Annotated in this window: 15 protein-coding genes and 1 pseudogene; 13 read left to right on the plus strand and 3 right to left on the minus strand. The window is 65.6% G+C overall.

Annotated features, from left to right (window positions below; all coding sequences use genetic code 11):
- Nucleotides 1–216 (plus strand): annotated as a pseudogene (locus tag MXAZACID_RS19425) (ABC transporter ATP-binding protein); the annotation flags it as partial.
- On the opposite strand, the gene MXAZACID_RS14125 reads toward MXAZACID_RS19425, so the two are convergent.
- Nucleotides 213–848, minus strand: coding sequence for a 2OG-Fe(II) oxygenase (locus MXAZACID_RS14125; protein WP_008495130.1), 636 nt, complete (start codon nt 846–848; stop codon nt 213–215). The pseudogene MXAZACID_RS19425 and the gene MXAZACID_RS14125 overlap by 4 nt on opposite strands.
- A 177-nt stretch (nt 849–1,025) precedes the next feature.
- Here MXAZACID_RS14125 and zapE point away from each other — a divergent pair, with 177 nt between their 5' ends.
- The 5 genes from zapE (at nt 1,026) to odhB (ending at nt 8,820) form a co-directional block, all read left to right on the plus strand.
- Nucleotides 1,026–2,141 (plus strand): cell division protein ZapE, encoded by a 1,116-nt coding sequence (gene zapE / locus MXAZACID_RS14130; RefSeq protein WP_008495131.1) that lies wholly within the window; start codon nt 1,026–1,028, stop codon nt 2,139–2,141.
- Between the two features lie 171 nt (nt 2,142–2,312).
- Complete coding sequence (sucC, locus tag MXAZACID_RS14135) at nt 2,313–3,509, plus strand: ADP-forming succinate--CoA ligase subunit beta (protein WP_008495132.1); 1,197 nt, start codon at nt 2,313–2,315, stop codon at nt 3,507–3,509.
- Nucleotides 3,509–4,384, plus strand: a complete 876-nt coding sequence (gene sucD / locus MXAZACID_RS14140; RefSeq protein WP_008495134.1) for a succinate--CoA ligase subunit alpha — start codon at nt 3,509–3,511, stop codon at nt 4,382–4,384. Before sucC ends, sucD begins: the two co-directional genes overlap by 1 nt.
- 232 nt (nt 4,385–4,616) lie before the next feature.
- On the plus strand, nt 4,617–7,478 hold the full coding sequence (locus tag MXAZACID_RS14145) for a 2-oxoglutarate dehydrogenase E1 component (protein ID WP_008495135.1): 2,862 nt from the start codon (nt 4,617–4,619) through the stop codon (nt 7,476–7,478).
- Between the two features lie 124 nt (nt 7,479–7,602).
- Nucleotides 7,603–8,820, plus strand: a complete 1,218-nt coding sequence (gene odhB / locus MXAZACID_RS14150; protein WP_008495136.1) for a 2-oxoglutarate dehydrogenase complex dihydrolipoyllysine-residue succinyltransferase — start codon at nt 7,603–7,605, stop codon at nt 8,818–8,820.
- Between the two features lie 82 nt (nt 8,821–8,902).
- Here the strand turns inward: odhB and MXAZACID_RS14155 are convergent, their stop codons facing one another.
- Together MXAZACID_RS14155 and MXAZACID_RS14160 are read right to left on the minus strand one after the other, a co-directional pair.
- Complete coding sequence (locus tag MXAZACID_RS14155) at nt 8,903–9,967, minus strand: glycosyltransferase family 1 protein (RefSeq protein WP_008495137.1); 1,065 nt, start codon at nt 9,965–9,967, stop codon at nt 8,903–8,905.
- Nucleotides 9,945–10,850 (minus strand): UDP-2,3-diacylglucosamine diphosphatase, encoded by a 906-nt coding sequence (locus MXAZACID_RS14160; protein ID WP_008495138.1) that lies wholly within the window; start codon nt 10,848–10,850, stop codon nt 9,945–9,947. Before MXAZACID_RS14160 ends, MXAZACID_RS14155 begins: the two co-directional genes overlap by 23 nt.
- A 169-nt stretch (nt 10,851–11,019) precedes the next feature.
- Between MXAZACID_RS14160 and MXAZACID_RS14165 the strand changes: the two genes are divergently transcribed.
- The 7 genes from MXAZACID_RS14165 (at nt 11,020) to MXAZACID_RS14195 (ending at nt 19,142) form a co-directional block, all read left to right on the plus strand.
- Nucleotides 11,020–11,892, plus strand: coding sequence for a diacylglycerol kinase family protein (locus tag MXAZACID_RS14165; protein WP_039885402.1), 873 nt, complete (start codon nt 11,020–11,022; stop codon nt 11,890–11,892).
- A gap of 70 nt (nt 11,893–11,962) precedes the next feature.
- Nucleotides 11,963–12,943: a malate dehydrogenase gene (locus MXAZACID_RS14170; RefSeq protein WP_008495140.1), complete on the plus strand. Its 981-nt coding sequence runs from the start codon at nt 11,963–11,965 to the stop codon at nt 12,941–12,943.
- Between the two features lie 104 nt (nt 12,944–13,047).
- Nucleotides 13,048–14,712, plus strand: a complete 1,665-nt coding sequence (locus MXAZACID_RS14175; RefSeq protein WP_144052806.1) for a proton-conducting transporter membrane subunit — start codon at nt 13,048–13,050, stop codon at nt 14,710–14,712.
- Complete coding sequence (locus MXAZACID_RS14180) at nt 14,712–15,674, plus strand: respiratory chain complex I subunit 1 family protein (RefSeq protein ID WP_008495142.1); 963 nt, start codon at nt 14,712–14,714, stop codon at nt 15,672–15,674. Before MXAZACID_RS14175 ends, MXAZACID_RS14180 begins: the two co-directional genes overlap by 1 nt.
- Complete coding sequence (locus MXAZACID_RS14185; protein ID WP_008495143.1) at nt 15,671–16,330, plus strand: hydrogenase-4 component E; 660 nt, start codon at nt 15,671–15,673, stop codon at nt 16,328–16,330. Before MXAZACID_RS14180 ends, MXAZACID_RS14185 begins: the two co-directional genes overlap by 4 nt.
- Nucleotides 16,327–17,778 (plus strand): proton-conducting transporter membrane subunit, encoded by a 1,452-nt coding sequence (locus tag MXAZACID_RS14190; protein ID WP_008495144.1) that lies wholly within the window; start codon nt 16,327–16,329, stop codon nt 17,776–17,778. Before MXAZACID_RS14185 ends, MXAZACID_RS14190 begins: the two co-directional genes overlap by 4 nt.
- On the plus strand, nt 17,775–19,142 hold the full coding sequence (locus MXAZACID_RS14195; RefSeq protein WP_008495145.1) for a nickel-dependent hydrogenase large subunit: 1,368 nt from the start codon (nt 17,775–17,777) through the stop codon (nt 19,140–19,142). Before MXAZACID_RS14190 ends, MXAZACID_RS14195 begins: the two co-directional genes overlap by 4 nt.
- The last annotated feature ends 161 nt before the right edge of the window (nt 19,143–19,303 follow it).

The raw sequence follows: 19,303 nt of genomic DNA on the forward strand, positions 1-19,303 counted from the left end.
GACCGGCAGACGCGCGATGAGACGCTAAGCTGGCTGAAACAGACCGCCGCATCCTGGGGCATTCCGGTGTTGGCGGCGACGCATGATTATGACATCGCGGTGCAGGCGGACGCGCTGGCCTTGCTGGCGGGGGGGCGGATTATTCAGTTCGGGCCGACCATGGAGCTGTTCGCCGCCCCGGTCAGTCCGGAAGCGGCGGCGCTGCTGGGCGTTTAGGCCGCCTTGGTCAGCCTTTTGATGAAGGCGGAGAGATGATGCCGGCGCATCTCCGCTTTGGCTTTGGTGCTGGTGGTCATGTAGTTCATCTGCACCACGTAACGCTGGCCGACGAACTGCTTATGGCCGTGCCAGGTGGTCGGGCCGTTGGGGAAGACCAGCAGCGTGCCCTCCACCGGCGGCACTTCCTTGGCGTAATTTTCCAGATTCTCGCCATCGCGCAGCAACCGCAGGCAGCCTTGGTGGCGCGCCCAGGCTTCGCCGGAGGCCGGGTTCAGATAAAGCAGGATGGTGACGCGCTTGGCCGAGCTGTCGGTATGGATGCGCCCGTCCTGCTCGCCGGAATTGCCGCGCAGCGTGGTCATCAGCGGCGCGTCCGCCAGATCCAGCCCGAATTTCTCCGCCACGATGGCGCGGAATTGCGGCCCTTCCAGCGCCGCGATGGCCGCTTTCGCCGCCGGGCCCAGCTTCAGCGCGCCGATGGGAAAGCTGCCGCGCGCCTTCATCGCCGGCAGATCCGCGACCACGGCGGGCAGCGCCTCTGGCTTGATGAAGCGTTCCAGCAGAATATGGGGGAACGGGTCCGCCGCAACCGGGGCCGCGCTCAAGGCGCTGAAATCCGCGACTTCCATGGCTATTTCCATTAACATTTCGTGTGGGGCAATGCGCTTTTAGGTAGGCGCTTCCCGCCCCCCGTGCAAGGCGCCATGCGCGCATGCGGGTTGCTGCGCCGCATCAACAGGCGCAAGATGCGCTCCCGTATGTCCAAGTTAACACAAGCCGAGTTAACACAAGTCAAGTCTGGCGTGATGGCGGCGTATCGGGCACGCATCGCCGCCGGGTTGTTGAAGCATGATGCCGCGCAGGCGGTGGCGGCGGAGCAGTTGCAGGGCCTCTGGGCCAAGTTGCGCGGCTATGACCCCAACCCGAAACAGCCGCCGAATGGCTGGTTCTCCCGCATGTTGCGGCGCAAGCCGGTGGATGAGGTGCAGGATCATCCGAACGGGCTTTATATCGTCGGGGAGGTCGGGCGCGGCAAATCCATGCTGATGGATCTGTTCTTCGAGGCGGCGCAGGTGCCGCGCAAGAAGCGCATCCATTTTCATGACTTCATGCAGCAGGCGCATAAAAGCTTCCACAAGATCAAGCGCGAGCACCCGGAGGTGGATGATCCGGTGCCGGCCCTGGCCGATCTCATCGCCGGCGAGGCGGCTTTGCTCTGCTTCGATGAATTCCAGGTGCATGACATCGTCGATGCGATGATATTGGGCCGGCTGTTCGAGGCTTTGTTCGCCCGCCAGGTGGTGGTGGTGGCCACCTCCAACACGCTGCCGGATGATCTCTATAAGGGCAAACCGGGGCGGGACGCGTTTCTGCCCTTCATCGAGCTGCTGAAGAAGCGCCTGGATGTGCTGGTTCTGGACTCGGCCCAGGATTACCGGCGCGGGCGCGAGCACGGGCTGAAAGCCTGGGTGGTGCCGGCCGATAGCCGGGCCGATGCCGCGATCGACCGGGTGTTTGCGCATCTCACCGAGGGCCAGCCCGCCAAGCCCGAGACTTTGGTGATCCAGAGCCGCCGCCTGGTGGTGCCGCTGGCGGCGAAGGGCGTGGCGCGGTTCGATTTCGAGGCGCTGTGCAAGGTGGCGCTGGGGGCAGGCGATTACCTCGCCATCGCCACCCACTACCATACCGTGCTGATCGACGGGATTCCCCGGCTTTCGCCCGATAATTTCGACGAGGCGCGCCGCTTCGTCACCCTCATCGACGCGCTCTATGAGCATCGCTGCAAGCTCTACGCTTCGGCGGCGGCTTATCCGGACGATCTCTACCGGTCCGGCGAGGGCGCTTCGATCTTCGAGCGGACCGCCTCGCGGCTCGAGGAGATGCAGAGCGAAACCTATCTCGCTCTGCCGCATCTGACATGAGCTGGGCATTGCGCAAGGCCATCGGCACGAATGTGCATCAAATCGGCATGAAATTCCCGCCGAAGGCCTTTCGCGATGCACAATGCTGCTTGCCAGGGCGGGGGATGTGGGCTAGCACCCCCCGCGGACGCCCCCTTTGTAACCTTTTAAGACAGGTAGGCTGAACTCCACATGAACATACATGAATATCAGGGCAAGGAACTGCTGAAGGCCTATGGCGTCGCGGTTCTGGACGGCTATGTGGCCTGGACGCCCGAGGAAGCGGTGGATGCCGCCAAGAAACTCCCCGGCCCCATTTACGTCGTGAAGTCGCAGATCCATGCTGGCGGCCGCGGCGCTGGCAAGTTCAAGGGCGACCCGAACGGCAAGGGCGGTGTCCGCCTGGCGAAGAGCCTGGACGAGGTCCGTGAGGCCGCCGCGGCGATGATCGGCAACACGCTGATCACCAAGCAGACCGGCCCGGCCGGCCGTCTGGTCCGCCGCGTCTATGTGGAATCCGGCTGCGACATCAAGCGCGAGCTGTATCTCTCCCTGCTGATCGACCGCTCGGTCTCCGAAGTGGTGATCATGGCCTCCACCGAGGGTGGCATGGAGATTGAGGAAGTCGCCGAGCATCACCCGGAGAAGATCCTGCGCGCGCCGATCGACCCGGCCTCCGGCATCTCCGGCTTCCATGCCCGCAAGCTCGCCTTCGGCCTCGGCCTCGAGGGCAAGCAGGTCGGCACCTTCGCGAAATTCGTCACCGCCATGTACAATGCCTTCGTGGCGCTGGACATCGCGATCATCGAGATCAACCCGCTGGTTGTCACCGGCTCCGGCGAGATCTACGCGCTCGACGCGAAAGTGACCTTCGACGATAACTCCCTCTATCGCCATCCCGAGATCGAGGCGCTGCGCGACGAGGGTGAGGAAGACCCGAAGGAGCTGGAAGCCAACAAATACTCGCTCTCTTATGTGGCGCTCGATGGCTCCATCGGCTGCATGGTGAACGGTGCGGGCCTGGCCATGGCGACCATGGACATCATCAAGCTCTACGGCGCCGAGCCGGCGAACTTCCTGGATGTCGGCGGTGGCGCGACCAAGGAGCGGGTGACCGCGGCCTTCAAGATCATCTTGTCCGACCCGAACGTGGAAGGCATCCTGGTCAATATCTTCGGCGGCATCATGCGCTGCGACGTGATCGCCGAGGGCGTCATTGCCGCCGCCCGCGAGGTCTCGCTCTCCGTGCCGCTGGTGGTGCGCCTTGAAGGCACCAATGTGCAGCTCGGCAAGGACATCATGGCCAAGTCCGGCCTGCCGATCATCCCCGCCGACAATCTGGCCGATGCGGCCGAGAAAATTGTCAAAGCCGTGAAGGAAGCCGCGTAATGGCCGTTCTCGTCAATAAAAACACCAAGGTCATCACCCAGGGCTTCACCGGCGCCCAGGGCACCTTCCACTCCGAGCAGGCTTTGGCCTATGGCACCAAGGTTGTCGGCGGTGTCACCCCCGGCAAGGGCGGCCAGACCCATCTCGACCTGCCGGTGTTCAACACCGTGGAAGAGGCCGTGGCCAAGACCGGCGCCAATGCCTCCGCCATCTATGTGCCGCCGCCGTTCGCGGCCGATTCCATCCTGGAAGCCATCGATGCCGGCGTCGAGCTGATCGTCTGCATCACCGAGGGCATCCCGGTGCTGGACATGGTCAAGGTGAAGCGCGCCCTCTCCGGTTCCAAGTCCCGCCTGGTCGGCCCGAACTGCCCCGGCGTGATCACCCCGGATGAGTGCAAAATCGGCATCATGCCGGGCCATATCCACAAGCGCGGCTCCATCGGCATCGTCTCGCGCTCCGGCACGCTGACCTATGAGGCGGTGGCGCAGACCACGGCGGCCGGCCTTGGCCAGTCCACCTGCGTCGGCATTGGCGGCGATCCGGTGAAGGGCACCGACTTCATCGAGGTGCTGGACATGTTCCTGCATGACGATGAGACCCAGGCGATCATCATGATCGGCGAGATCGGCGGCCCCTCCGAGATCGACGGCGCGGAATTCCTGGCCAAGCACAAGATCAAGAAGCCGGTTGTCGGTTTCATCGCCGGTGCCACCGCTCCTCCGGGCCGCCGCATGGGCCATGCCGGTGCCGTGATCTCCGGCGGCAAGGATACCGCCCAGGCGAAGATCGCTGCCATGAAGGAAGCGGGTATCTTCGTCGCGGACAGCCCGGCCTCGCTGGGCAGCACGATGCTGAAGGCCCTGAAGGCCTGATTTCCTTGCCCCATGGCGGTCACGCCATGGGGTTTTTTTCATCCCCGTGCCTGGGCGGGGGCAAAGCCGCGGCAACCATGCGGATTTGGCAACCCAGACCCATTGTTCAGGGTAACGGCACGATAACGCCAGTGCCTTATACGCCCGGCGAGGACGGTACTGCAGAGATTGCCTCCGGCGGTAAAGCGACAAACAGGCCGCGGCTGGACGCGTTTTAGGAGAGGATAGGTTTATGGCCGGTGTGGACGTGATTGCGACCGCGATGAATGGCGCCAATGCCCAGTTCATTGCGCAGCTTTATGCGAAATGGGTGGAAACGCCCAATTCTGTCGATCCCGATTTCGCGGCCTTGTTCGCCGCGCTGGACGATGACACCCGGGCCATCCTCACCGACGCCTCCGGCGCCTCCTGGGCGCCGCGCCCCTCCGTCTTCGAGACGGTGAGCAGCGATGCCGCGCCGAAGACCAACAAGGCCCCCGCCGGCAACCCGGCCGAGACCCGCGCCGCGACGCTGGATTCCATCCGCGCCTTGATGCTGATCCGCGCCTATCGCGTCCGCGGGCATCTGGAATCCAAGCTCGATCCGCTGGGGCTGAAGCCGAAAGCCTATCATTCCGAGCTTGACCCCGCCTCCTACGGCTTCACCGAAGCCGCCGATTTCGAGCGCCCGATCTTCCTGGATGGCGTGCTCGGCTTCGAGACGGCGACGCTGAAAGAGGTGATGGCGGCGCTGCGCGCCAGCTATTGCGGCGAGATCGGCGTGGAGTTCATGCATATCCAGGACCCGGCGCAGAAGAGCTGGATCCAGCGCAAGATCGAAGGCGCGCCCTGGCTCTCCGCCTATGACAAGAAGGGCAAGGCGAAGATCCTGAAGCAGCTGACCGAGGCTGATAGCTTCGAGACCTTCTGCCAGAAGCGCTTCGTCGGCACCAAGCGCTTCGGGCTCGAGGGCGGTGAGAGCACCATCCCGGCGCTGCACGCGATCATCGAAGCCGCCGCCGGCAAGGGCGTGCGCGAGATCGCCATCGGCATGCCGCATCGCGGCCGCCTCAACACGCTGGTCAATATCGTCAAGAAGCCGCTGGTGGCGCTGTTCTCCGAGTTCGGCGGCAACTCCTTCAAGCCGGACGATGTGCAGGGCTCCGGCGACGTGAAATACCATCTCGGCACCTCGACCGACGTGGTGATCAACGGCAACCAGGTGCATCTGTCCCTGCAGCCGAACCCCTCCCACCTGGAAGCGGTGGACCCGGTGGTGGTCGGCAAGATCCGCGCGCGCATGGATATGATGGGCGATACCAGCCGCAAATCCGCCATGGCGATCCAGATGCATGGCGATGCCGCCTTCGCCGGCCAGGGGCTGGTGTATGAAACCCTGGCGATGAGCCAGCTGATCGGCTACCGCACCGGCGGTTCGGTGCATCTGGTGGTCAATAACCAGATCGGCTTCACCACCGTCCCGGCGCATGCCTTCTCCGGCATGTATTGCACGGACGTCGCCAAGTCCGTGCAGGCGCCGATCCTGCATGTGAATGGCGACAACCCGGAAGCCGTGGTCTATGCCGCGCAGATCGCCGCCGAGTTCCGCTGCGAGTTCGCGACCGACGTGGTCATCGACCTAGTCTGCTATCGCCGCCATGGCCATAACGAGAATGATGAGCCGGCCTTCACCCAGCCGATCATGTACAAGGCGATCAAGGCGCTGAAGACCACCCGGGCGCTGTATGCCGAGCGTCTGGCCAAGGAGGGCTCGGTCTCCGAGGCCGAGGCCAAGGCGATCATGGATGAGTATGGCCAGGAGCTGGAAGCCGCCTTCGAAGGGGCCAAGGATTACAAGGTCAACAAGGCGGACTGGCTGGAAGGCCATTGGGCCGGGCTGAAACAGGCCGGGGATGATGCCGAGCAGCAGGATGGCGTCACCGCCGCGCCGCTGGCGCAGCTCCAGCAGGTCGGCAAGGCGCTCTACACCCCGCCGCAGAATTTCGAGCTGAACCCGAAGATCGCGCGTCAGCTCGAAGCCAAGAAGCAGATGTTCGAGAGCGGCGAAGGGCTGGACTGGGCAACCGGCGAGGCGCTGGCCTTTGGCACGCTGCAGCTGGATGGGCACCGTGTGCGCCTCTCCGGTGAGGATGTGCAGCGCGGCACCTTCTCCCAGCGCCATGCCGTGCTGGTCGATCAGGTCAACCAGAACGAATATGTGCCGCTGAACAACATCGCCGAGGGCCAGGCGCGCATCGAGATCTTCAACTCGCTGCTCTCCGAGGTCGGCGTGCTGGGCTTCGAGTATGGCTACACCGTCGCCGACCCCTCGACCCTGGTGCTGTGGGAAGCGCAGTTCGGCGATTTCGCCAATGGCGCGCAGGTGATCATCGACCAGTTCATCGCCGCCGGCGAGACCAAGTGGCTGCGCATGTCCGGGCTGGTGATGCTGCTGCCGCACGGCCAGGAAGGACAGGGGCCGGAGCATAGCTCCGCCCGCCTGGAGCGCTATCTGCAGCTTTGCGCCGAGAACAATATCATCGTCGGCAATATCTCGACCCCGGCGAATTACTACCATGCGCTGCGCCGGCAGATGAAGCGCAACTACCGCAAGCCGCTGATCCTGATGACGCCGAAATCCCTGCTGCGTCACAAGCTCTGCGTCTCGCCGCTGGCGGATTTCGCCGAGGGCACCGGCTTCAAGTTCGTGCTGCCGGAGACCGACGAGCTGGTGGCGCCCGAGCAGGTGAAGCGCGTCGTGCTCTGCTCCGGCAAGGTCTATTACGACCTGCTGGCCGAGCGGCGCGAGCGCGGCATCAAGGATGTCGCCATCGTCCGGCTGGAACAGTTCTACCCGTTCCCGGCCAAGGCGCTGAAGGCGGCGATCGAGGGTTATAAGAACGCGGAAGTGGTCTGGTGCCAGGAAGAGCCGGAGAATAACGGCGCCTGGTTCTTCGTGGATCGCCGGATCGAGACGGTGCTGGAATGCCTGGGCAATGCCGCCCGGCGTCCGCGCTATGTCGGCCGCCGCGCCATGGCCTCCCCGGCCGCTGGCCTCGCCAAGGCCTTCGCCGCCGAGCAGGCCGCCCTGGTCAACGAGGCGCTGAGCGTTTAGAGCATGAGGCGCCTGCCCTGGCGGATTACGCCGGGGCGGGCGCATGAATTTGCTCGTTCCATAAAAATTGGATCAGCCTGAATGATCCAATTCCCGTTTACGACAAAAGAGAGCAGGAGTTTCCATGTCGGCCGAGATCAAGGTTCCCACGCTGGGCGAAAGTGTTGCCACAGCCACCATCGCCCGCTGGATCAAGAAGGTTGGCGAGGCCGTTGCCGCGGACGAGCCCATTGTTGAGCTGGAGACGGACAAGGTCACTGTTGAGGTGAACGCCCCGGAAGCCGGTGTGATCGCCGAGATCGCCGCCGATGAGGGCGCCGAGGTTGCCCCGGGCGACGTGCTGGGCATGATCGACGCCAAGGGCGCCGCCGCCCCGGCGCCGAAGAAGGAGCCGGCCGACGCCGCTGCCCCCAAGACCGGCGTGAATGCCGCCCAGGAAGCCCCGGGCCCGGTGGCCCGCCCCGGCGTGGGCGCGCTGCCCGCCGCCGCCAAGCTGGCCGCCGAGAAGGGCGTGAACACCGCCGACATCGCCGGCACCGCCAAGGGCGGCCGCGTTTCCAAGGGCGATGTGCAGGAGTTCCTGAACAAGCCAGCCGCTGCCCCGGCGGCCGCCGCGCCGAAAGCCCCGCGCGCCAATGATGTGCGCGAGGAGCGGGTGAAGATGACCCGCCTGCGCAAGACCATCGCCAACCGGCTGAAGGAAGCGCAGAACACCGCCGCCATGCTCACCACCTTCAACGAGGTGGATATGAGCGCGGTGATGGCGCTGCGTTCGTCCTACCGCGACGTGTTCGAGAAGAAGCACAAGGGCATCCGCCTGGGCTTCAACGGCTTCTTCGTGAAGGCGGTGTGCGCGGCGCTGGCCGAGTTCCCGGCGGTGAATGCCGAGATCGACGGTGACGAGATCGTCTATAAGAACTTCGTCAATATGGGCATCGCCGTTGGCGGCGCCAATGGGCTGGTGGTGCCGGTGATCCGCGATGCGGAGACCAAGAGCATCTCCGAGATCGAAGCCGAGATCGCGGGTTTCGCGAAGAGTGCGAAGGACGGCACGCTGAAGCTGGACCAGCTTTCCGGCGGGTCTTTCTCGATCACCAATGGCGGCGTCTATGGCTCGCTGATGAGCACCCCGATCCTCAACCCGCCGCAGTCCGGCATTCTGGGCATGCACAAGATCCAGGACCGTCCGGTCGTGGTCGATGGCAAGATCGAGATCCGCCCGATGATGTATCTGGCACTGTCCTACGATCACCGCATCGTCGATGGCCGCGAGGCGGTGTCCTTCCTGGTGCGGGTGAAGGAAAGCATCGAAGATCCCCGCCGCCTGCTGCTGGCGATCTAAAAGAAAAGGCCCCGCAAGGGGCCTTTTTTATTTGCAAAAGTTTTTGGGAGTGTGGGGACTTTTTTCAAAAAGTCCCCACGACTTACTGCGCGGTCTCGCGCATCGGCACCAGATTATCCATAAACCGCTCCGCGCAAGCCCGCCACGAGAACCGTTCCGCATAAGGCCGGCAATTCGCCCGGTCGATTTCCAAAGCCTTCAGGCAGGCCTTGCGTAAATCCTCATCCAGCGTGCCGACGGGCACCGGCGCCTCGCCGAGAATATCCTTTGGCCCGGTCACCGGATAGGCGGCAACGGCAAGACCCGAGGCCAGGGCTTCCAGAACCACCAGCCCGAACGTGTCGGTCTTGGACGGAAACACGAACACATCCGCCCCGGCATAGGCCTGCGCCAACGCAGCGCCATGGCGGGCACCTGCGAAATGCACGTCCGGGAACTCCGCTTGCAGCGCCTTGCGCTGCGGGCCGTCCCCCACGATCAGCTTCGATCCAGGCAGATCCAGCGACAAAAACGCTTTCAGATTTTTCTCCACCGCCACCCGGCCGACATAGGCGAAGATCGGCCGTGGCAGATCCCAATCCTCGCGCGGCGCCGGATGGAACGCCTCCAGATCCACGCCACGCGACCAGGGGCGGAGATTCTTGAAGCCGCGGCCGGCAAGTTCCTCGCGCAGCGACTGGGTCGCCACCATCACGCCGGAGCCGGGCTTGTGGAAATGAAGCAGCCAGCGATAGGTCAAAGCCGCGGGAATGCGGGTGCGGGCTTCGAGATATTCGGCAAAGCGGGTGTGAAAGGCGGTGGTGAAATGCAGCCCGCGCGTTTTCGCGTAAGCCCGCGCCGCCATGCCCAGCGGGCCTTCGGTGGCGACATGCAGCGCATCCGGCTGGAACGCCTCGATAATCCGCGCCAGCTTGCGGCCCGGAAACAAGGCGAGCTTGATCTCGGGATAGGAGGGCATCGGCATGGTGCGGAAGCGGTCCGGCCCGACGATGTCCACGGTCTTGCCCATCGCCCGCATCTCGGCGGTGATGGTGCGCAGCGTGCGGACCACCCCGTTCACCTGGGGTTCCCAGGCGTCGGAGATGATCATGATCTTGTTCAGGCCCGGATAAGCGAGCCCGGCTTCAGGTGCTGGCTGATACAACATGCGTCGCCGGGGGCTCGCTCTGCGGGGCGGTGAATTCGGCGACAACCGCCTGCAGCGCCGCCGCCGGGGCAACGCTGAGCTTCGGCGCGGGGCGGGCGAGCATGGAGAGCTTGTTGCGCGCCACCCAGTCCACCAGCTCCAGCCGTCCATCGAAATGCTCGACCAGGGCGGTACAGCTTTCCACCCAGTCGCCATCATTCAGATACATCACGCCATTCACCTGGCGCATTTCGGCATGGTGGATATGGCCGCAGACCACGCCATCGAAGCCACGGGATTTGGCGTCGTCCGCCAGCGCCGTCTCGAACCGGTCGATCGCCTTCACCGCCTCCTTCACCTGCAGTTTCAGCCAGGCGGAGAGCGACCAGTACGGATAGCCGAAGCGGGTGCGGACCATGTTGAAATAGCGGTTGACCACCAGCGCCGTGGTGTAGGCCCAGTCGCCCAGCAGGGCGAGCAGCTTGGCGTGGCGGACCACGCTGTCGAAACTGTCGCCATGGGTGATCAAGAGCTTCCTGCCGTCAGCGGTGGTGTGCTCGGCTTCCATCTGCAGCTTCACGCCGCAGATCTCGATATTGAGGCTGATATATTTGCGCAGCATCTCATCGTGATTGCCGGGCACATACACCACGTTGGTGCCGGAGCGCGCGGCTTTCAGGATCAGCCGCAGCACCTCGTCATGATGCTTGTCCCAGAACCAGCTGCGCTTGAGCCGCCAGCCATCGATGATGTCACCGACCAGGAACAGGTTTTCGCAAGATGTCTGCTTGAGGAAATCCGCCAGGAACTCCGCCCGGCAGCCGCGCGTGCCCATATGCACGTCGGAGATGAAGACGCTGCGATAGGCCGTCTGCGTCGGACGGATCGGGCTGGATGCGTTCATGGCGGTTGCAATAGTCTGTGACACGGCGCCGGAGACAGTGAAGTTTCCATGACGAGAGCATGGTTTTTTGCAAATCGTACTGTCACGTTCATGTCATGCGCGTGACATTCTCGTGTCACTGTTTTTGGTTATCCCAGAGTTTTTGCGAAACGATCCCGGAGCGGGCCTGATGTTGGTTATTTTCAATCCGGTAGCGGGCCGCAGGCGGGCAACAGCGCTATGGCGGGTGCTGGATCTGCTGGTTGAGAATGGGGTGAAGATCGAGGTCGCGGAGACCCAGCATGCCGGCCATGCGACCGATCTGGCCCGCCAGGCGGCGCGGGAGGGGGCGTTCATGGTCGTCGCCGCCGGCGGGGATGGCACCATCGCCGAAGTCGCCAACGGGTTGATCGGCACCGATACGGCGCTGGGCATCATTCCGCTCGGCACCGCCAATGTGCTGGCGAAGGAATATGGGCTCTCCACCCATCCGCGCGGCATCGCCAACACGCTGGCCTATAAACGCTGCAAGCCGCTCTGGCCGGGTGTGGCGCAGCTGCCGGGGCAGGGGCATGTGTTCGTGCAGATGCTGGGGCTGGGCTTCGATGGCGCGGTGGTGAAGGGTGTGCGGCCGCTGCTCAAGCGCGCCATCGGCAAGGGGGCTTATGTCTGGCAGTCGGTCTGGGAATCCGTGGCCTATGATTTTCCGCCGGTGCAGCTCAGCGTGGACGGGGTGACGCACCAGGCCGCCAGCGTCGTGGTCAGCAAGGGGCGGCTTTATGGCGGGCCCTATCTGCTGGCGCCGCTGGCGCAGCCGGGGCAGCCTGGCTTCCAGGTGGTGCTGTTCGAGAAGCCCGGCACGCTGCCGGCTTTGCTCTCCGGGGCGGCGCTGCCGCTGGGGCTGCTGCCGCGCTGCCCGGGGGTGCGCGTGCTGGCCGGCAGCCATGTGGAATTTTCTGCTCCAAATGGGCGCATTTCCACCCATGCGGATGGCGATACGCTGCCCGCCCTCCCGCGCGGCGTGGTGAGCGCGCAAGCCCCGATTTCGCTGATTGTGGGTTGAGCCGGGAAGGGCTTGACGGGGCGGGCCGAGGGTCTATGGGAAACCAGCCTTAAGCAAGGAGACACAAGAGATGAAGACCCCCGTGCGCGTTGCCGTCACCGGCGCGGCTGGCCAGATCGGTTATGCCATCCTGTTCCGTATCGCCAATGGCGACCTGCTCGGCAAGGATACGCCGGTCGACCTCAATCTTCTCGATCTGCCGCAGGCGCAGAAGGCGCTGAACGGCGTCATCATGGAGCTGAATGACTGCGCCTTCCCGCTGCTCAACTCCGTCACCCCTTCCGATGACCCGCGCGTGGCCTTCAAGGACGCCGACATCGCCATCCTGATCGGCTCGCGCCCGCGTGGCCCCGGCATGGAGCGCCGCGACCTGCTGGCCGCCAATGCCGAGATCTTCAAGGTCCAGGGCAAGGCGCTGAACGATGTCGCCAAGCGCGATGTGAAGGTGCTGGTGGTCGGCAACCCGGCCAACACCAATGCTTATATCGCCATGAAGTCCGCCCCGGATCTGCCGAAGGAAAACTTCACCGCGATGCTGCGCCTGGATCATAACCGCGCCGTCTCCATGCTGGCCGAGAAGACCGGCACCCCGGTGAAGGATATTGAGAAGGTGGCGGTGTGGGGCAACCATTCGCCGACCATGTTCGCCGATTACCGCAACGCCACCGCTGCCGGTAAGCCGATGCCGGACGTGGTGAATGACGAGGCCTGGTACAAGGACACCTATCTCTCCGCCGTCGGCAAGCGCGGTGCGGCGATCATCGAGGCGCGTGGCCTCTCCTCCGCCGCCTCCGCCGCCAATGCCGCCATCGACCATGTGCGTGACTGGGTGCTGGGCAGCAATGGCCGCTGGGTCTCCATGGGCATCCCCTCCGATGGCGATTACGGCGTACCGGAAGATGTGATGTTCGGCGTGCCCTGCACCTGCGAGGGCGGCAAATATACCCGCGTGAAGGGCATCGCCATGGACGAGTTCGCCAAGGGCCGCATCCAGCACACGCTGAATGAGCTGCTGGAAGAGCAGGCCGCGGTGGCCGATCTGCTGAAGTAAGCCGCGTCCACGGATGCTGCGAAGGCTCTCCCGGCGACGGGAGGGCCTTTTTCTTTGCGCCGGACCCGTTGGCGGCGCGGGGCTTGGTTTGGTAGGGGGGAGATGTGGGATCCTCCTTCAGCCTGATGTTCGGCCTGCCAGGGCATGGGATGCAGCTGCATCTCGATGCGCTGTCCATATTGTTCGCCTGTATTTTGCTGCCCCAGACCGTGGCGGCGGCGCTGGCGGGGATGCGCGGTTCGATCGCCTTCTGGGTGTTCGTGCTCGGCATGGCGCTGACCCTGGCGGCGGGGGACGGGTTCACGCTGATTTTCGGCTTCGAGCTGATGAGTGCCGCCTCCTGGCTGCTGGTGATGCAGGGCGATGTGAAGCCGGCGACATTTTATGCCGGGGTGGCGATCTTTTCCGGCGCCTGCCTGATCCCGGCGATCTTCCTGCCCGCCTCCTCGCTCGCCTTCGTGCTGGTGGCGCTGGGGGCGGGGGCCAAGGCCGGGCTCGCACCCTTGCATAGCTGGCTCCCCCGCGCCCATCCGGCGCCGCCGGCGGGGGTGTCGGCGCTGATGTCCGGCGGCATGGTGAAAATCGCGCTCTATGTGCTCATCCGCTACGGTTTCGTGGTGCTGGCGCCGGCCCAGCAGCCCTGGTGGGGCACGGTTCTGATGGTGGCGGGCGCGGCCTCGGTGCTGGTCGGCGCGTTGCGGGCGGTGCTGGAGGTGGAGCTGAAAACCGCTTTGGCCTGCTCGACGGTCGAGCATGTCGGGCTGATCGCGGTCGGGCTGGGCGTCGCGCTGCGGGCGAAGGCGCTGGGTGATGCGACGCTGACCGGGCTGGGGCTGGAGGCGGCGCTGCTCTGCGCGGTGGCGCATGGGCTGTTCAAGCCGCTTCTGTTCATCGGCGCCGGGGAGGTGAAGCACGCCACCGGCACGCTCTCCCTGAACTGGCTGGGCGGGCTGATGCGCGGCATGCCGCGGCTGGGCGCGCTGATGCTGCTGGGCGCGGCGGGCATGGCGGCGCTGCCGCTGGGGCCGGGCTTCGCGCCGGAATTTCTGTTGCTGCACGCGGTGATCCAGGCGGCCGCGGGCGGCGGGATTCTGGCGCGGATCGGGTTTTCCGCCTTGCTCGCGGTGTTGGGGCTGGGCGCGGCGCTGGCGCTGGCGGCTGCGGTGCGGATCATCGGCATCGGCTTTCTCGGCCGGCCGCGCAGCCTGCATGCGGCGGCGGCGGAGGATGCGCGGCGTGGCCCCTTCATCGCCATGGCGCTGCTGGGGGGGCTGTGTGTGCCGGTGGCGCTGCTGCCCGGGCTGCTGCTGGGGGTGATGACCCCGGTGATCCGGCTGCTGGCCCCGGATGCGGATGCGCCGCCGCTCACCTATGCGCCGCTGAGCCTGTTGCTGCTGGCGCTGCTGGCGGCTTTGGCGGCCGGCTTCATCCAGACGCGCTTTGGCGTGCGCGGCCTGCGTGAGGTGCCGGCCTGGCATGGCGGCTTCGGCCGCCCGCCGGCCTGGCTGCCCTTTGGCGACCCGCATACCCAGCCCAGCGGCGCCGGCTTTGCCGAGCCGGTGGCGCGGGTGCTGGGGCGCGGGCTGCTCGGCGCCCAGGGGCAGGACCCGTCGGAGCATTTCCTGCTCGGCCCGCTCTTGCGCGGCCAGCGCCGCGCGGTGCGGCTGGCGGAGCGGGTGCGCCGCGCCACCATCCGGGAGCGCCTGGCCTTCGTGTTCGCGGCGCTGGTGCTGTTTCTGCTGGCGCTTGGCCTGGGGCAGGGGGGCTGATGCTCGGTTTCACCCTCGCTTTCATCGCCACCGGCCTGCATGTGGCGCTCTGCTTCGCCGTTGCCCCTTTGCTGATCGGCACGACCAACAAATTGCGCGCCTGGCTGCTCGGGCGGCGCGGGCCGCCTTTGCTGCTGCCCTATTGGCATCTGGCCAAGCTTTTGCGCAAAAGCACGGTGCTGCCCGATACCGCGACCGATCTGTTCACTTTCTGGCCGCTGGGGGCGATGCTGGCCATGGCGGTCAGCGTCATGCTGATCCCGGGCTTCTCGACCGGGCTGCTCACTGGCCCGGCGGCGGATGCGATCACCATTGTCGGGCTGTTCGCCCTGGCCCGGGCCGCGACCATGCTGGGCGGGCTGGAGACCGGGGCCGGTTTCGGCGGCGCCGGGGCGGCGCGCGAGGCGCTGTTTGGCATCTTCGCCGAGGGCGCGCTTTTGGTGCTGCTGCTGGCCTTCGCGCTGCTGGCCAGGACCACCAATATCGACGGCATCGCCAATGATTTCCGCGCCGCGCATCTGGGCATCTCGGTCTCGCTCGGCTTCGCGCTGGCGGCGATGCTGGCGGTGGCGCTGACCGAGGCCGGGCGCATCCCCACCGACAATCCCTCTGGCCATCTCGAACTCGCCATGGTGCATGAGGCGATGGCGCTGGATTATTCCGGCCGGTTGCTGGCGCTGCTGGATTATGCCGGGGTGCTGCGGCTGCTGGCCTGGATGAATTTGATCGGCACCATCTTCCTGCCCTTCGGCATGGCCCGCGCCGGGGATGTTCTCTCCTGGCCGCTCGGGCTGGTGCTGTGGGCGCTGAAGCTGGCGGTGATGGCGGTGGCGCTCTGCCTGTTCGAGGTCTCGCGGGCGAAGATGCGGGTGTTCCGGGTGCCGGAATTCCTGGGGGCGGCGCTGCTGCTCGGCATGCTGGCCAGCGTGTTCCTGTTTGTCGCGGCGAGGATCGGCGCATGAGCCTCACTTTTTCCCTCGCGCATCTGATGGGCGGGATCATCCTGCTCTGCGGCTTCCTGCAGCTCTCCCAGCGCCGGCTCGCGGCGATGATCACGCTCTATCAGAGCGAGGCACTGGTACTGTCCGCCGCCGCCCTCTGGCAGGGGTTCGCCCAGCATGAGCTGGCCCTCTATCTCACCGGGTTGATCACCTTCGCGCTGAAAGGCCTACTGCTGCCCTGGGGCCTGCGCGAGATCGTGCAGCGTTTCGGCATGATCCGCGCGGTGGAGACGGCGCTGCCGATGGCGGTGTCGATGATATTCGGCCTGGCCTTGATCGGCATCGCGGTGCTGGTGGTGCTGCCCAGCACCGAGGCCTCGCTCTCCCTCACCCGCGAGGATCTGGCGATCGCGCTTTCGGTGGTGCTGCTCGGACTGTTGCTGATGATCGTGCGGCGCAATGCGCTGGCGCAGATCATCGGGTTCCTGTCGATGGAAAACGGGCTGGTGCTGGCGGCGATCGGCATGCCGGGGATGCCGTTCGTGGCGGAATTCTCGGTGGCGCTGCTGGTGCTGCTGGCCTTCCTGGTGGTGGGGGTGTTTTTGCTGCGCATCCGCGAGCATTTCGACACGCTGGACCTCTCCGGAATCGAGCAAATCGAAAGGCGCGGCAGATGAGCTTCGCCTGGATCGTCATCGCCTGGCCGTTTCTGGCGGCGCTGGTGCTGGGGTTGGCGGGCGGGCCGCGCGCCGGGGCGATCGGCAATGCTGTCGCCTGCGCGGTTTCGTTCGCCTTGTCGCTGGCGTTGTTCGCTTATGGCGGCGACGGGCTGGTGGCGACGGATGCGCTGGCCAGGCTGTTCGGCACGGTCAGCGGTTTTGTCGGCCTCACCGCATCGCTGGTGAATATTTCCTACGTGATGGGCGATGCGGCGCGGATGCCGGTGCGGCGCTGGCGGCTTTATCATGCGCTGTTTCAGATCGTGCTGGGCGCCAGCCTGCTCGGGCTCTATGCGGATAATATCGGCCTGCTCTGGGCGGCGATGGAGGGCGGCACCATCGCGATGACGCTGGGGGTGAGCCTGTATCGCAGCCCCACCGGGCTGGAGGCGGCCTGGAAATATTTCATCCTGGGCGGGGTGGGGATCGGGCTCGCCTTGTTCGGCACCATGCTGGTCTATCTCGCCGCGCAGCCGGCTCTGGGGCCGGGGCTGCGGGCGATGAGCTTTGCCGCCCTGGCCGGGCAGGCGGCGCATATGGATGGGGCGCTGCTGACCCTGGCCTTCCTGTTCATCCTGTTCGGCTACGGCACCAAGGCGGCGTTGGTGCCGCTGCATGGCTGGCTGCCGGATGCCTATGCGGAGGGGCCGGCGCCGCTGACCACCGCCCTCTCCGGCCTGCTGATCAATGTCGCGCTGCTGGCGATTTTGCGCTTCCGGCATCTGATGCAGGCAAATGCGGCGGCCGGGGGCAGTGCCATGCATCCGGGGCCGTTTTTGTTGACGCTGGGTGTGGCCTCCTTGTTTCTGGCGGCGTTCTCCTTCTCGCGGCGGCGCGATGCCAGGCGGTTTTTCGGCTTCTCCTCCATCGAGCAATCCGGGCTGGTGGCATTTGCCTTCGGGATTGGCGGCCCGGTGGCCTTGTTTGGCGGGTTGCTGCATATGCTGCTGCACAGCCTGTTGAAGCCCGGCCTGTTCCTGGCGCTGATCCGCGCCGCCCAGCTGCGCGGGGCGGCCGCACCGGGATTTTATGCTTTCTCGCATCTGCGCGGGCTGCCGCATGTGAATAAATATGCCGGCTGGCTGCTGGCTTTGTGCATCTTCGCCCTGGCCGGGCTGCCGCCTTCCGGGCTGTTTGCCAGCGAGTTCATCATCGTCAGCCAGACCATCCAGATCAATCCCTGGATGTCGCTGCCTTTGGGGCTGGGCATGCTGCTCTGCGCGGTGGCGATCCTGCGGCAGATCGGCCCGCTGCTGTTCGCCCCGGCGCCGCGTGAAACTTACCGCAAGGCGGGGTGGGAGGCGCATCTGGTGACGTTGCATCTGCTGCTGGTGTTCGCGCTGGCCTTTCTCACCCCGCCGGCCTTGGTGCGGCTGCTGGGCCAGGCGGCGGGGGCGCTGCAATGAGGCTGCTTTCGCCGGAGGCCTGGGCGGCGCATCAGGGGCATTTCATCGCGCTCTGGACCGATGCCGGCCATGCCTATGCACTGTATGAGCCGGGCGAGCTGGTGGCGGTGGCGCTGGTCGAGGGGGCGTATCCGGCGCTCGCGCATCCCGGGGCCAACTGGTTCCAGCGCCTGGCCAAGGATCTGAACGGGCATAAGGCGTTGGGCTTTACCGACACGCGCACGGCGGTGGAGCATTTCCGCGAGCCGGACGGGCGTGGCCCCTGGCCGGAGTTTCCGATGCCGGAGATCGAGGGGGTGCATCAGGTCGCGGTCGGGCCGATCCATGCCGGGATCATCGAGCCGGCGCATTTCCGCTTTTCCGTGCTGGGCGAGCAGGTGCTGCGGCTGCAGGGGCGCTTTGGCTATGCGCATAAGGGCACGCTGGGGCTGATGCGCGGCAAATCCCCCCGCCAGGCGGCGCGCTATGCGGCGCGGATTTCGGGCGATGCCACGGTGGCGCATTCTATCGCCTTCGCCCGCGCGGCGGAGGCGGCGTTGGGCATCCAGGCGCCGGAGCGGGCGGTGTATCTGCGGGCGCTGATGGCGGAGATCGAGCGGCTGGCCAACCATGTCAGCGATATCGGCACGATCGCGGCGGATGCCGGCTTCGCCTTTCTGGAGTCCCGCTTCGCCCTGGCGCGGGAGCGGTTCTGCGCCGTCGCCAAGCTCGCCTTCGGGCATCGGCTGATGATGGATGTGGTGGTGCCGGGCGGTGTCGCCGGGGATCTGGCCGAGGGGGCGGGCGAGATGATCGAGGAGATGCTCGATGCGCTGGAAGATGAGCTGCCCAGCCTGACCCGGGTGTTCGAGGATTATGCCAGTTTGCAGGACCGGGTGATGGGCACCGGCATCATCCCGCCGGCGCTGGCCGCCGCTTACAATGCCGGCGGGTTCGTGGGCCGGGCTTCCGGCCAGCATCGGGATGCGCGGATGGAGCCGGGCTATCCGCCTTATGCGGAGCTGGGGCTGAGCGTGCCGCGCGCGCAGGACGGGGATGTGGCGGCGCGGATCAAGATCCGGCTGCAGGAAATTCCGGAGAGCGTGCGGCTGGTGCGGGTGCTGCTGGAGGCGTTGCCGGCGGGCCCGCTGGCCTTCGCGCCGCCGCCGGAGAGCGGCATGGGGCTGGGGGTGGCAGAGAGTTTTCGCGGCCCGGTCTGGCATTGGCTGAAGCTGGATAATGGCCAGATCCAGGAGGCGTTTGTGGCGGATGCCAGCGCCGCGCACTGGCCGCTGCTGGAACATGCCGCGACCACGGCGATTTTGGCGGATTTCCCGCTCATCAATAAATCCGTCAACGCCTCTTATTCCGGCGTGGATCTGTAGGCGCAAAAGTTTTTTGGGGCCGCCCCTTTTTTTCAAAAAAGGGGCGGAAACGTCTGGGGTTTTGACGGCGAACTTGCCAAAACCCCAGACGTTTGTGGGGACTTTTTGAAAAAAAGTCCCCACGCCCCCCAAAAACTTTTTAAACCCTTACGATGCTCTGC

Origin of the sequence: Acidocella sp. MX-AZ02 (genome assembly GCF_000306035.1) — a bacterium.
GTDB lineage: Bacteria > Pseudomonadota > Alphaproteobacteria > Acetobacterales > Acetobacteraceae > Acidocella > Acidocella facilis.